Origin of the sequence: Acinetobacter sp. YH16040_T (assembly GCF_024605785.1) — a bacterium.
GTDB classification, from domain to species: Bacteria; Pseudomonadota; Gammaproteobacteria; order Pseudomonadales; family Moraxellaceae; genus Acinetobacter; species Acinetobacter amyesii.
On the sequence record NZ_CP094541.1, the window covers coordinates 2,686,857 to 2,701,046 of the forward strand.

The window sequence follows — 14,190 nt, forward strand, 5'->3', positions numbered from 1 at the left end:
AGTCATATCGTGATTACAGGCGAAATTAAAAGCAAAATTGACCAGATTTGGAATGCATTTTGGAGTGGCGGTATTTCCAATCCTTTAGAAGTCATGGAGCAAATGACCTATTTGCTGTTTATTCGCCGACTCGATGAAATTCAGATCACCAAAGAAAAGAAAGCTAACCGCTTAAAAACTGCTGTAGAACATCCAATTTTTACGCCTGAACAAGATCATCTTCGTTGGTCGAAGTTTGTGACTTTGGGTGATGCTGCAACTTTATATAACACCGTTGCCAATGAAGTTTTTCCTTTCATTAAAAACTTAGGTGTTGAAGACGAAACCACCTATAGCCATCACATGAAGGATGCACGTTTTACCATTCCTACGCCTGCGCTACTTACCAAAGTGGTGGATTTGGTTGCTGATGTGCCAATGGATGATAAAGACACCAAGGGCGATATTTACGAATACATGCTCGGTAAAATTGCATCAGCAGGTCAAAACGGACAGTTCCGCACCCCTCGTCATATCATTAAGATGATTGTGGAGCTGATGCAACCGAAGCCAACAGATACCATTTGTGACCCTGCATGTGGTACAGCAGGCTTCCTTGTAGCGGCAAGTGAATACTTAAACGATCATTACGCTACTGAAATTTTTGCCAACCCTGAAGCAGCGAAACGCTTTAGTGAAGAAACTTTCTTTGGTTATGACTTTGACAGTACCATGCTTCGTATTGGTTCAATGAATATGATGCTGCACGGTGTAGAAAACCCAAGTATTGAAAACCGTGATTCATTAAGTGAAGCGCATTCACATATTGCTGAAAAATACAGCCTAATTCTTGCCAATCCGCCATTTGCAGGCAGTTTGGATAATGAAAGCTGTGCCAAAAATCTACAAGCGATTGTAAAAACCAAGAAGACTGAATTACTGTTTTTAGCTTTGTTCTTACGTTTGTTAAAAACAGGTGGTCGTGCTGCGGTGATTGTGCCTGATGGCGTGTTATTTGGTTCATCGAAAGCGCATAAAGATTTGCGTCAAAAGATTGTGGAAGAGCAAAAGCTTGAAGCGATTATTTCGATGCCGTCAGGTGTGTTTAAGCCGTATGCTGGGGTTTCAACTGCCATTATGATTTTCACTAAAACCATGTCGGGCGGTACGGATAAAGTTTGGTTTTATGATATGCAGGCAGATGGTTATTCGCTGGATGATAAACGTAATGAACTAGATGCGTCTAAGCATGAAAATAATAATATTCCTGACATTATTGCGCGTTTTAAAAACTTAGAAGCGGAAAGCACTCGTAAAGCCACAGAGCAAAGCTTTATGGTAGATAAAGCCGATATTGCTGCCAATGGTTATGACCTGTCGATTAACCGTTATAAGGAAGTGGTGTATGAGCAAGTGGAATATGAAGCACCAAGTAAAATTTTGGCGGATTTAGAAGCACTTGAGCAGGATATTTTAAAAGGAATGGCTACACTTAAGGAGATGCTTAAGTGAGTTTGGAATATCAAAAATTAGGTGATGTTGCTGATTTTATTCGGGGTATTACATACAAGCCGAATGATTTGGTTGAAAATTTTTCTGAAGGTTCAACCGTATGTATGCGTACCGCAAATGTACAAGTTCAACTAAAACAGGATGACCTTTTATCAGTTCCTGTTAATTTAGTTAAAAATGAAGATAAGTTTTTAATCGAAGGCGATATCCTTGTTTCCACAGCGAATAGTTGGAATCTTGTAGGAAAATGTTGTTGGATTCCAAAGCTTGAATATTCTGCAACAGCAGGCGGATTTATTTCAATTTTACGAGCTAATCAGGAAAAATTAGATCAACGCTATTTATACCATTGGTTTAATTCACCTAACACTCAATTATTAGCTCGTAATTGTGGACGACAAACGACTAATATTTCTAATATGGATTTAGAGCGTTGTTTATCGATTAAAATCCCACTCCCACCACTCGCAGAACAACGCCGAATTGCTTCTATTTTAGATCAAGCGGATGAGTTGCGCCAAAAACGTCAGCAAGCGATTGAAAAGTTAGATCAGCTTTTACAAGCGACTTTTATTGATATGTTTGGCGATCCTGTAAGTAATCCTAAAGGCTGGGAAGTACTTAAATGGGGAGATGCTCTAAAAATCATTAATGGAAAAAATCAAAAAGCTGTTCTTGATCAAAACGGTACTTTCCCAATATGTGGTAGTGGTGGAGTCATGGGATATGCTAATGAATGGCTTACTCCAGCGCAGTCGGTCATCATTGGTAGAAAAGGAAACATCAATAAACCCATTTTAATGTTTGAAAATTTTTGGAATGTTGATACTGCCTTTGGTTTAGTGCCAAATAAAGATCTACTAAAAGTAGATTACTTATTTTGGTTCTGTCATTTTTTTAATTTTGAGCAACTAAATAAAACTGTAACAATCCCTAGCTTAACTAAGTCTGATTTGTTGAATATAAAAATACCAATTCCTCCGTTGGAAAAACAATTATATTTTTCAAATATATGTGATCAAACACGTAAGTTAAAAAGTAAAATGGAACTAAAAGATTTAAATCTTTTTAGCTCGTTACAAAACCAAGCATTTAGCGGTACTTTATAAATACAAGGATAGTTATGAAATTTAAATTAATCGTAGCCGTTGGCTTAAGTTTTTTTTCAACTGCTAGTTTTGCTGAAAAATATACATTTTCTCCTGTAAGAATAGATATCAGCGTAAATGAACAAAGAAAAATGCATCCTATAACCGCTATAGGTACAGCAATATTTAAAAATGGTGTGCAAGTCCCTGCATATTCGATCAGCGTCCCTAAGGGTATGGATGAAACTGATGCACCACATAGACCTACAGCAAGTTGTAATAAGTCAAAGTGCTATTTCGCAATGGATTTACCAAAAAAACTTGCTGCCAGCATGAGGGTATATAACATTGCTGAAACAGAAGAATGGATCTTAGCACCTGCTGAATGGACACGATTGGAAGGTGCTATTGGTGTAAATGGCAACACCGTTTTAGCACTTGCATCAACAGATCAAAAGTCAAACCTAAGTTTATATGCTGTCCCTGCTTGTGTCGGTTGTGGACTTGATGCCGCAACACCATTTTTCCCAGAAGCTGCAAGGCAAAATCATCAACTATATGGTACTAAGTTTAGTGGGACAACACCACCTGTACACATAGTAAGAGCGAATCAACAAACTGTTTATTATCAGTATCAATTAAAAGGACAATATCAAACCAATGGGGTCGCAAAATTTCGACCAAATGAAGACAATATTTATGATGAACTTAGTGTTACAGTTGCATCAGATAAAATGGAATACACTCGAATAATGTTAAACTTTTTTTCTTTAACACATAAGTAAATTACTTAATATCAAGAATCTATAAAATTTAATTTAATATTTGAGGGTATATACATGAGTAACTTCTCGTTTTTAGAACCTGAATTTAAAAGCTTGGCAGCCACCGCAAAAGAAGCCGAAAAGCTCACGTATATATCCCCACAATTTGCCCTTGCTGCGGCTCGTTCATCACTCGAAAACCTTGTACTTTGGCTGTATCAATACGATAAAAAACTGACTCAGCCTTATGATGCTTCACTACATAACTTACTCAACGACCTCAAATTTAAAGACCTGATTCCACCCTATATTTGGGACAAAATGGACAACATCCGCATGGTCGGCAATAGTGCCGTACATGGGAAAAAGTTCAAGCAGCTCACTACTGAAGAAACGGTAAGACACATTCAGCATCTTTTCTTGATGTATGTCTGGTTTGAGCGTAACTACGGTTCACCGTCAAAAGACCGTTCTCAGTCGATTATATTTAACCCAAAACTCATACCAAATGCTGACAATACTCAGCAAATTACCGCCAACAAAGAACAACTGCAAAAAGAAGTAGAAACTAAAGAAAAAGAATTTGCAGAACAGCATAAAGCGCTACGTGAGCGAGAACAGAAACTCTTTGAACTCTCTGCAAGTCTCGAAGAGCGTGAAAAACTACTTGCCGATATTGATGCTGAACTTGCTCAAAAACGTGCAGATGTCGAACAAGCCAAAATTGCCAACAGCAAAATCGAAGACCATACCGACTATAAAGAAGACGAAACCCGAAAACTTAAAATTGACCTGATGCTTGAAGAAGCAGGTTGGGAAATTGGCACAACAGTTCGAGAAGAAGTGCCTGTTACAGGGATGCCGAGTCCATCAGGTAAAGGTGCGGTGGATTATGTACTTTATGATGCCAATGGCTTGCCTTTGGCTGTGGTTGAAGCAAAACGTACATCAACTGACCCTGATATTGGGCAACAACAAGCCAAGCTCTATGCAGACTGTTTAGAGCAACAAACAGGACAACGCCCTGTCATTTTCTATACCAATGGTTACAAAACCCGAATTTGGAATGATGTGCAAGGTGGCCCACCACGCTTAGTACATGGTTTTTATACGCAGGCAGAACTCAAACGTCTGATCGAAAGACGTAAGAACAACCCTGATTTAAGCAGCTTCCCGATCAATGCGGACATTGTCGAGCGTTATTACCAAACTCGTGCCATTAAAGCCATGCTTGCAGCCTACCAACGTAAAGAACGTGCAGGTTTACTGATTATGGCAACAGGCACAGGTAAAACACGTACTGCCATTGCACTGGTCGATGTGCTAATGAAAGCCAATGTAGTGCAAAAGGCATTATTCCTTGCAGACCGCACTTCATTGGTCAATCAGGCACACAATGCCTTTAAAGCCAATTTAAAAGATGCTTCATTCGTCAATTTACTTGAAGATAAAAATCAAGTTGGTCGAGTGTATTTCTCGACCTATCAAACCATGATGGGTTTGATTGATGAAATGAATGCCGATGGCACACGTAAATTCGGTACAGGCATGTTTGACCTGATTATTATTGATGAAGCGCATCGAAGCGTATACCAAAAATTTGGTGAGATTTTTAAATATTTTGATAGCCTACTTGTCGGTTTAACGGCTACACCACGAGATGAAGTAGATCGTGACACTTATGCACTATTTGGCTTAGAAAGCGGTGTCCCAACCGATTACTACGACCTCGATCAAGCCATTGCAGATGGTTATCTCGTACCACCGAAAGCATTTTCAGTGCCATTGAAATTTATGCGTGAAGGCGTGAAATATGACGAACTCTCTGAAGAAGAAAAACAACATTGGGATAGTCTAAATTGGGGTGATGAAGATGCACCTGAAGAAGTCTCAGCATCCAAGATTAATAAAGAGCTGTTTAATACAGGCACGATTGATTTAATGCTCAAGCACTTGATGGAAAATGGTATTAAGACCGAAGGCGGTGATCGTTTGGGTAAAACCATTATCTTTGCCGTCAATCAAAAACATGCCCAGTTTATTGCGGATCGCTTCAATGAAAACTATCCGCAATATGATGGCAAGTTTGCCCGTGTCATTACCCATGCCACTAAGTATCCACAAAGCTTAATTGATGACTTTAGCAAGAAAGATTTACCTGAGCCACAGATTGCGATTTCAGTGGATATGCTCGATACAGGGATTGATGTGCCTGAAGTGGTCAACTTAGTTTTCTTTAAAGCTGTGCGCTCTAAAGTGAAATTTATGCAGATGATTGGGCGTGGCACACGACTCTGCAAAGAACTGTTCAGCCCTGAAGATGATAAAAAAGAATTTTATATCTTTGACTACTGTTCTAACTTTGAATACTTCAATGAAAATCCAGATGGTGCGCCTGTATCTACGACAGAACCGCTCGGACAACGCTTGTTTAAAGCACGTTTAAATATCCTGAGTTTACTGAATGCGAAGGACGATGCCACAGAAGAGCTAAAAGCTGTACAGCAAGATATGCGTCAAAGTTTACAGACTGAAGTGAAGTCAATGAACAATGACAATTTCATTGTAAAGTCTGAGCTTGAGCATGTTGAACATTTCAAAAATGATGATGCTTGGAACAACTTAGATGATCTTGCCATCGGTACATTACGAGAACACATTTCGAAACTCCCGAATCAGCTTGAGCCTGAAACTTTAGAAGCCAAACTGTTTGATATGCTTTGCTACAACCTTGAGTTGGCAGTATTGGAAAAGAACAATACAGCAACTCAAAGCTATGCCAATAAAGTGATTGAAATCGCTTCTAAGTTGGAAACTAAAGAAAATATTCCTGTGGTAGCGGCACAGATTAACCTGATTCAAGAAATACAAACTGAAGCCTATTGGGAAGGCATCACTGTTCCAATGCTGGAGTCGATGCGTAAACGCATTCGGGGATTGGTGAAGCTGATTGAGAAATCTACCTCAACGATTGTGTACTCGATGCTTGATGATGAAATTGGTGAAGCAACAGAAGTGGATATTCCTGTGGTTTCCAGTGGTGTAAACATTGCTCAATACCGTAAACGAGTTGAAAGCTTCATCAAATCAAATGAAGATCACATCACCATTGCCAAATTGAAGCGTGGCTTAGCTCTTACCCCAACTGACCTGAACGAACTAGAACGATTTGTGTTTGACGCTCAGGAAGTGGAAAGTAAAGAGAAGTTTGAAGAATGCTTTGGTACTGAGAAACCGTTACCACTTTTCATTCGTTCTCTTGTTGGTCTGGATCGTCAGGCAGTACAACAGGCTTTCTCTAAGTATCTACAAGGTTCAACTTATAACGAAAAGCAAATTCGCTTTATAGAAATGGTGATTGAGCACTTGACCATACGGGGAACGTTAGAAGCATCGCAGCTTTATGAACCACCATTTAATCAGATCCATTATGAAGGGATTGATGGTGTATTCGGTGATGCAGATGCTGACAACATATTTGGGGTTGTTGAAGCGTTTAATGAAAGTGCTGTGGCGTAAATAGGAAAAATATTATATGGCTGTATGGTTGGTAAGAGCTGGTTCACAAGGTGAATATGAAGAAAGGTTTTTGAGTTCATCTAGAATTTATGTAACTTGGGATAACTTACATTTAGATTTAAAAAAAATTGTTAATCGAGGGGATTTAATTGCTGAACTAGCAAAAACAGACCTTGATGCTAAGCCTAGAAAGCTCTCAAATCATGCCAGTCAAATTTGGCCATTTATTCATACGATGAATATTGGTGATCGAATTATTCTACCCTCTAAACTACAGCCCGTTATTTATATAGGAATTATCACTTCTGAATATTCCTATGACCCTGATGCTATTGATCCATTTAAACATTCACGTTCAGTGAAATGGTTAGCTACTGGAATTCCAAGATCTCATTTTTCTCAGGATATTCTGTATAGCTTTGGGGCTTTCATGACTATTTGCCGTATACAGCGAAATAATGCTGAAGAACGTTTACTGGCAATGGAAAAAAACGCATGGCAACCAGAAAACATACATCAGGTAATAAAATTTGAAGGAGTTCAAAAAGACATTGCCGTTGAAGATGCTTCAGATGAATCTAGTTCAGTTGATTTGGAATTTATAGGGCAAGATCAAATTAGAAAAGTGATCGAATCGAAATTTAAAGGTCATAGATTAACGTTATTAGTCAAAGCAGTATTAGAAGCACAAGGATATACTTGTTGGCAAAGTCCAGAAGGTGCCGATGGTGGTGTAGATATTTTAGCTGGTGATGGCCCCATGGGATTTGGGCAACAGCAAATTTGTGTAGAAGTCAAATCAGGAGATGGACAGGTAGATCGTCCAACAGTAGATAAGTTAATTGGAGCGATGACAAAGTTTAATACTAAGCAAGGCTTATTTGTCGCTTGGGGTGGCTTTAAATCTAATGTACAAAAAGAATTAGCCTCTAGCTTCTTTAGAGTTAGGCTTTGGACACAGAATGATTTGTTAAACCAAGTTTTTCTAAATTATGAAAAGTTGAATGATGACATCAAGGCTGAATTACCATTAAAGCGTATTTGGATTATCTCAAATGCTGAAGGTTAAGCTACGTAGAGTTTAATTTAAAAAAGTAAGGTTATGAAACATATAGATAAAAACAAAGATATAGCAGATTATACGCTCATTCAAGAGAATATAGTCTTGAAGCTAGATACCAAAGCAAAAGAACTGTTGGGATATTTCTTTGATGCTTTAAATTATATATATTCCGAAGTTAAGAAAAGTAATAATATTCAAAATATTAATTTTTTCTTACTAAGTTTAAAACCTAAAATTGATTGCATTATAGGAACAAAAAATAAAGAAGTAGTTTATCAGTTACTCAATACTGCTATAGCACAATGGTTTAAAGAGGATATCGGTTCTGCTTACTTAAAAATTGATAAACCTAGTAAGGTTTTGAAGAATAATAAGATATCTTTACCGCTACCACATTGTTCAAATGTCGACTTTATTAGCCCTGATCTTTATAAAAAGCACTTAGATTCCTACTATGATCCGTATATCTATGTATTAAAAATTAAAAATATTTTTATAGCACAAATTAATTTTTATCGCGCCCCATTACGTAAAAAGAAGTTTTATGTATTAAAAAATAAAGAGACTATACAAGTTGCGGGTAATTATGAACGCATTTATTCCTCCAAACTGAAAAAGAAAGCATATGATGACTTAGCAAGTCATGAAGATAGCAAACAAACAAATTACAGTCATAATTTATCGAGGTATAAGAAAAATCCAAAAATTAATGACTTGCGTAAAAAAAAGTATAAAGAAAATTTATCTAAGATGGAGCAAGGTCCTGTTATTACCTCGGGAAATAAAGGTAGTGATGAATCAATTAATTATGAAGCATGGAAACAATATTTTGAACGCTTTAAGAGTACTAACAACATTGATGTTGAAATAGCTTCAGAAATTCTAGAGGCCTTTAAGGAAGTTGATTCAAAACGCAATGAGAGTAATCGAAAATATTTACAAGAATATTATGAGAATGGGAAGCTAGGAAAATTTGGGTTACCACAGGCAAAATGGAGACATGGTACATATGGGATCAGCTCAAAAGAGCCAGATTTTTTTAGTAAGATAAAAGATTAGACTGCTATCTAATATTGAAAATAATTTGAGTCTGATGAATTGATAAAATTTATTGATTTGGTGAACTGGTGAACTAATGAAGGAGAAACTACTGTCCAAGTAGAATAAGAATCAGTGTTCAATACTACGTACCACTAGGTGTCCATTCAGATAAGAATATGCACTATACTGTTATTTTTCAACAAACGAGCAGTTGCAACAGCTTTTATCCCATCATGAACAATAAAATGCAGTGAAATCTCATCTTCTGCATCCCATTCATCTTCGGGCGATATCTGCTGTTCTAAAATAAAGACCTGTTCACGTATCGGCCGAGCTGCAGATGCCAGTTGCTCCCACGGACCGAATTGAATATTTAACTGCTGCATCCCTTCATCCTTTAGCATTTACAGCCAATATCTTGCTGGTCCCATTGATCATTTAACAATAATTCCAAGGAATGCTTTTGAATGCCATACATGTCTTTTAAAGCTTGGATCTGCGCCAATACCGCTTGATCAGGCTCGACATAGTCTGCACGTTTGGTTGCCAAGATCATTTTATTTTTACTGGTATGCTCAAGTGCCACAAATTCAAAGACTTTGGTTTCATAACCATATGCTTTCAATAAAAGTGCACGAATCGTGTCAGTAAGCATCTCTGCTTGCTGGCCCGCATGAATGCCAAATTGCAACATCGGTGCAAGTACTTGCGGCGCTTTCAATTGCGGACGCAATTCTTTATGACAACACGGCGCACACATGATCATTTGCGCATTTAATCGAATGCCGGTATGAATCGCAAAGTCCGTTGCTACATCACAAGCGTGCAGTGCAATCATGACATCTAAGCGCTCAGGCGCATAGGTACGAACATCGCCTTGGAAAAAATCAAGTTGGCTGAAATTCGACTGCTGCGCAACGCTTTGGCAAAATTCCACCATTTTCGGATTTAGCTCAACCCCTGTCACTTTAGGCACTTGCTGGTGTTTTGCTAAATAATCATATAATGCAAAAGTCAGATAGCCTTTACCTGAACCAAAATCCACGACATGTAGAGATTGATCGGTCTCTTTGATCTGGCTTAAAGCGCCTGAAAAAATTTCTACAAATTTATTAATTTGTTTCCATTTACGTGCCATGCTCGGAATAATTTGTGCTTTTGCATCCGTAATACCGAGTGGCTGTAAGAAATAACTGTTTTGATCGACATAGCGATGTTTCGCTCGATCATGTCCTTGCTGCTCCGTAGGAATTTTCCCTAAGGCTGGCTGCTTTTTGCTGATGCTTAGCATCGCTTTCTTTTTATTTTTTTTGAGCTGAATTTCTTCATCCAAGGTCATCAGGTTGGCTTGCTTACAACAACTCAATAAACTTTCGACTTGTTGATATGCAGATGCGATTGGATAATTTTTGGTGATATCTTGAGTTTTGTAACGATATAAACAGCTGAGAAATGACTCACCTTGCAGCGAAATGACTCGCAAGGTCATTTTTTCTAATTGGTCTAATTCACCTTTATACTGACTCAAAATCATGCGATCAAAACGCTGTGTTTCAATGGCTTGCTGAAAGGCTGCTAAAAATTGCTACTCTTGCGTAGAGGGAGAAGCCAATGATGACATAATATAAACCTAGATAAATTTGCAAAACAATTTTAAATCTTCTTACACCAAAAGCAAAATTGAATTACTATACATGTGTATATTTAAATTATTATAAAAGATACGTTATGAATGCTCCCCATCTTTTAGCTTATGACCCAGCTGAAGAAAGACTGAATTTCTATACCCATGCTTTCGGTGCAGCGTTGTCTGCCATCGCAGGTATCCTACTGATTTTAAAAGGCTCATACCTTCCAACTGGACAATGGCTTGCACTTTGGGTCTATGCATTCAGTATGCTGTTATTGTTTTCAGCCTCGAGTTTATATCACTTCGCAGAGTCTCCTGAGCGCCGAGGTTGGTACAAAAAGCTCGACCATACCGCAATCTATTATTTAATTGCAGGCACTTACACCCCGTTTCTGGCAATCGCACTGCCTACCGCAAAAGCGCATTATTTACTCATTGCACTGTGGGTCATTGCTGCAATTGGAACACTATTCAAATTAATTTTCATTCATCGTTTTCAAAAGATTTCGTTGATTGCTTATTTGGTGATGGGATGGCTTGCGGTACTAGTAATGGATGATATGCAACGCTTTTTATCTGATCAAGCTTTAACCTACCTGATCATTGGCGGGCTATCTTATACAATCGGTGCATTGTTTTATGCCTTAAAAAAGGTAAGATATACACACGCTATCTGGCATATTTTTGTATTGATAGGTGCAGGATCACATTTCCTGTCGATTTATCTCTACGTGATATAACCCACTGACACTGCATTCTTTAGTGACCCTAATTCCGCAGTCCGTAAGTTGGTATTTCGTATTTTTTTAAGAAATTACGCCTTTTTTAAAAAGATTACGCTTTTAAAACTAAGTTCAATTATTTTTAGTAAGTGTAAGGTCCACCATGGCGTCTTCAAGTGCTGCTGCCACTGAACAGCAACCAACAAATTCAAAATTCCGCGTACTTACAGCAAGTCTTGTAGGTACCACAATCGAATTCTTCGATTTCTACATCTATGCAACTGCGGCTGTAATTATCTTCCCGCATCTGTTCTTCCCTGCAAGTACAGATCCAACAACCGCAACGATTCAATCTCTAGCAACGTTTGCGATTGCCTTTATTGCTCGCCCGATTGGTGCAACATTCTTTGGCCATTTAGGTGACCGTATCGGTCGTAAAGCCACATTAGTTGCCGCTCTCCTCACCATGGGGATTTCTACAGTATGTATCGGCTTGCTTCCAACCTATGCTCAAATTGGTATCGCTGCTCCGCTCATGCTTGCACTTTGTCGCTTAGGTCAAGGTCTGGGTTTAGGTGGTGAATGGTCAGGTGCCGTGCTACTTGCAACTGAAAATGCGCCAGAAGGCAAACGTGCTTGGTATGGTATGTTCCCTCAATTAGGTGCGCCAATCGGCTTTATTCTTGCAACAGGCTCATTCTTGACCTTAGGTCACTTCATGTCTGAAGCTGAGTTTATGCAATGGGGTTGGCGTATTCCATTCATTGCAAGTGCGCTATTGGTTATTGTCGGTCTGTGGATTCGTTTAAAATTACATGAAACACCAGCGTTCCAAAAAGTATTGGATAAGCAAAAAGAAGTAAATATTCCGTTCAAAGAAGTGATCACTAAGCACTGGGGGATGTTAATTCTCGGTACGATTGCCGCGATTTGTACATTCGTCGTGTTCTACTTAACTACCGTATTCGCTTTACAATGGGGTACAACTCAGCTCGGTTACACACGTGAAGAGTTTTTAAAACTTCAACTGGTTGCCACACTTTGTTTTGCTGCCTTCATTCCACTTTCTGCTGTATTTGCAGAAAAATTTGGTCGTAAAGCGACTTCGATTGCGGTGTGTGTTGTATCTGCATTGTTTGGCTTAGTCTTCTCAAGCATGCTTGAGTCTGGCAGTACTGCGATGGTGTTCTTATTCCTATGTATCGGTCTTGCGATCATGGGTTTAACCTATGGTCCAATTGGTACGGTATTGTCTGAAATCTTCCCAACGTCTGTACGTTACACAGGTTCAGCTTTAACCTTTAACATGGCAGGTATTTTTGGTGCATCTTTCGCGCCATTGATCGCAACTAAACTTGCAACTGGCTATGGTTTATATGCAGTAGGTTACTACCTGACTGCAGCATCAATCCTTTCATTGATCGCGTTCTTAATGATTCGTGAAACTAAAAATGATGATGTGAATAATCAGGTTTAATCTGCACATAATAAAAAAGCCAGCACCTATTGCTGGCTTTTTTATGTCTCAAATTGAGTCAATGAACTGATGAATACTCTGTAGTTGACAGCATTTTGATGTAATTCATGAATGCAGCTTAGATCCAACTGAGCAATACACATCATCTGTTCCAAGACACTGTCATTCACTCAACTTCAAACAGCAAATGTTTAATGGCACGGTTCAATTTTATTAACAAAGCAAGGTCTGTAGCTCTTCATCAAGAGGAACAGTCACCAAACCGTTTAGCGATAATGAACGGTAGTTTTTGATTAAACCAACTCGATAATATCAATGGTCGGTGGCACAAGAAAACGGAAAGGTACCCCAACCATGCCCGTACCAACAGTGACAAAGACATCTGCATTGTCATGCTGATATAGCCCTTTTTTATGACCTAAAATCGACACTTTTTTCATTACATAATCGGTCAACCATGGCAATTCCACTTGTCCACCATGTGTATGACCCGACAACATCAATGGTCGTCCCGGAAGTTTAGGTACCATATCGACGGTATCTGGATTATGCGACAAAATGATCCAAGGCTTATCTTGTGGCAATTCTGGCAAATAGCGCATATCGGCTTTACCTGCCCACAAATCCCCAACGCCTAATAAGCGAAACTCATTAAATTCCACCACTTGCCCTTCGATATCCACCACATGATTACTTTCTAATGCATGTTTTAACAGCGCTTGAATAGGCGGACCGGGATATTGCTCATCATGATTACCATTCACCGAATAAATTGGAGCAATAATTTTTTTCAGTACAGCCAATTCTTCAGCTAACTTATTTTCTGGCTCGTAAGTCCAATCCCCTGCAACCACGACCAAATCAGGATTTTGCGCATTGATTTTATCGACGATCATTTTTAACTGACGTTCATGACCTGAAAATAAACCAATGTGTAAATCACCAATTAAAGCAATGCGTACAGGCTTTAATAGTTGTCGTGTTTCATGCAATTGATATTGGCATTTTTTCACCTGAATCATGTGCGGCTCGATAAAGCGGGCATAGCACAAAAGCCCAGTAACAGCACCGACAAAAATCGCTTCATGCAGTGAATAATAGCCACTCCAGCCTGCATAAAAGCTAAAGAAGAATAAAGGGATAAGTAAATAAGAAAGATAAAATGCCAACAAATGTACGAAAGCTTTAAATGGATGAATCGTTTCCGTGCGCGACTGACTTAGCCAAGCTTGGGAAATTGCCCAAACGCCTAACACAGCCAATCCGATATAAAAATACATCACTACGGAATCTAATTCCCACATACATTTGCTCTACAATTTGTTTAACAAGAAAACTCGGTCATTGTATTTATCTTTTCACAGCTGACACTTATACTCAAATCAAATTTTTTAG

Annotated in this window: 11 protein-coding genes; 8 read left to right on the forward strand and 3 right to left on the reverse strand. The window is 38.6% G+C overall.

Going from position 1 to position 14,190, the window contains the following annotated elements; all coding sequences use genetic code 11:
- The first annotated feature begins 9 nt into the window (after positions 1-9).
- From MST16_RS13135 to MST16_RS13160, 6 genes are read left to right on the forward strand one after another with little or no spacing between them, the layout of a single operon-like run.
- A complete protein-coding gene (locus MST16_RS13135; RefSeq protein ID WP_180092291.1) occupies positions 10-1,491 on the forward strand; it encodes a class I SAM-dependent DNA methyltransferase in 1,482 nt (493 codons plus the stop codon).
- The gene (locus MST16_RS13140; RefSeq protein WP_257245652.1) at positions 1,488-2,600 is read left to right on the forward strand and encodes a restriction endonuclease subunit S; all 1,113 of its coding nucleotides are present in this window, start codon (positions 1,488-1,490) and stop codon (positions 2,598-2,600) included. The genes MST16_RS13135 and MST16_RS13140 overlap by 4 nt, the downstream gene beginning before the upstream one ends.
- A gap of 14 nt (positions 2,601-2,614) precedes the next feature.
- A complete protein-coding gene (locus tag MST16_RS13145; protein ID WP_180092295.1) occupies positions 2,615-3,364 on the forward strand; it encodes a DUF4850 domain-containing protein in 750 nt (249 codons plus the stop codon).
- A 54-nt stretch (positions 3,365-3,418) separates the two neighbouring features.
- On the forward strand, positions 3,419-6,862 hold the full coding sequence (locus MST16_RS13150; RefSeq protein ID WP_179988798.1) for a DEAD/DEAH box helicase family protein: 3,444 nt from the start codon (positions 3,419-3,421) through the stop codon (positions 6,860-6,862).
- Positions 6,863-6,878: 16 nt separating this feature from the next.
- A complete protein-coding gene (locus MST16_RS13155) occupies positions 6,879-7,931 on the forward strand; it encodes a restriction endonuclease (RefSeq protein WP_151839328.1) in 1,053 nt (350 codons plus the stop codon).
- Positions 7,932-7,964: 33 nt separating this feature from the next.
- Complete coding sequence (locus tag MST16_RS13160; RefSeq protein WP_180092298.1) at positions 7,965-8,984, forward strand: hypothetical protein; 1,020 nt, start codon at positions 7,965-7,967, stop codon at positions 8,982-8,984.
- A 146-nt stretch (positions 8,985-9,130) separates the two neighbouring features.
- On the opposite strand, the gene MST16_RS13165 is transcribed toward MST16_RS13160, so the two are convergent.
- On the reverse strand, positions 9,131-9,352 hold the full coding sequence (locus tag MST16_RS13165; protein WP_180092301.1) for a GNAT family N-acyltransferase: 222 nt from the start codon (positions 9,350-9,352) through the stop codon (positions 9,131-9,133).
- 11 nt (positions 9,353-9,363) lie between these two features.
- Complete coding sequence (locus MST16_RS13170; protein WP_373691632.1) at positions 9,364-10,524, reverse strand: SAM-dependent methyltransferase; 1,161 nt, start codon at positions 10,522-10,524, stop codon at positions 9,364-9,366.
- Positions 10,525-10,694: 170 nt separating this feature from the next.
- Here MST16_RS13170 and MST16_RS13175 point away from each other — a divergent pair, with 170 nt between their 5' ends.
- Both MST16_RS13175 and MST16_RS13180 read left to right on the forward strand, forming a co-directional pair.
- Positions 10,695-11,336, forward strand: a complete 642-nt coding sequence (locus MST16_RS13175) for a hemolysin III family protein (protein ID WP_180011623.1) — start codon at positions 10,695-10,697, stop codon at positions 11,334-11,336.
- Between the two features lie 145 nt (positions 11,337-11,481).
- Entirely contained in the window at positions 11,482-12,795 is a 1,314-nt protein-coding gene (locus MST16_RS13180; RefSeq protein WP_180011625.1) for an MFS transporter, read from the forward strand.
- A 293-nt stretch (positions 12,796-13,088) separates the two neighbouring features.
- On the opposite strand, the gene MST16_RS13185 is transcribed toward MST16_RS13180, so the two are convergent.
- Complete coding sequence (locus MST16_RS13185) at positions 13,089-14,099, reverse strand: metallophosphoesterase (protein ID WP_180011627.1); 1,011 nt, start codon at positions 14,097-14,099, stop codon at positions 13,089-13,091.
- Positions 14,100-14,190: the final 91 nt, after the last annotated feature.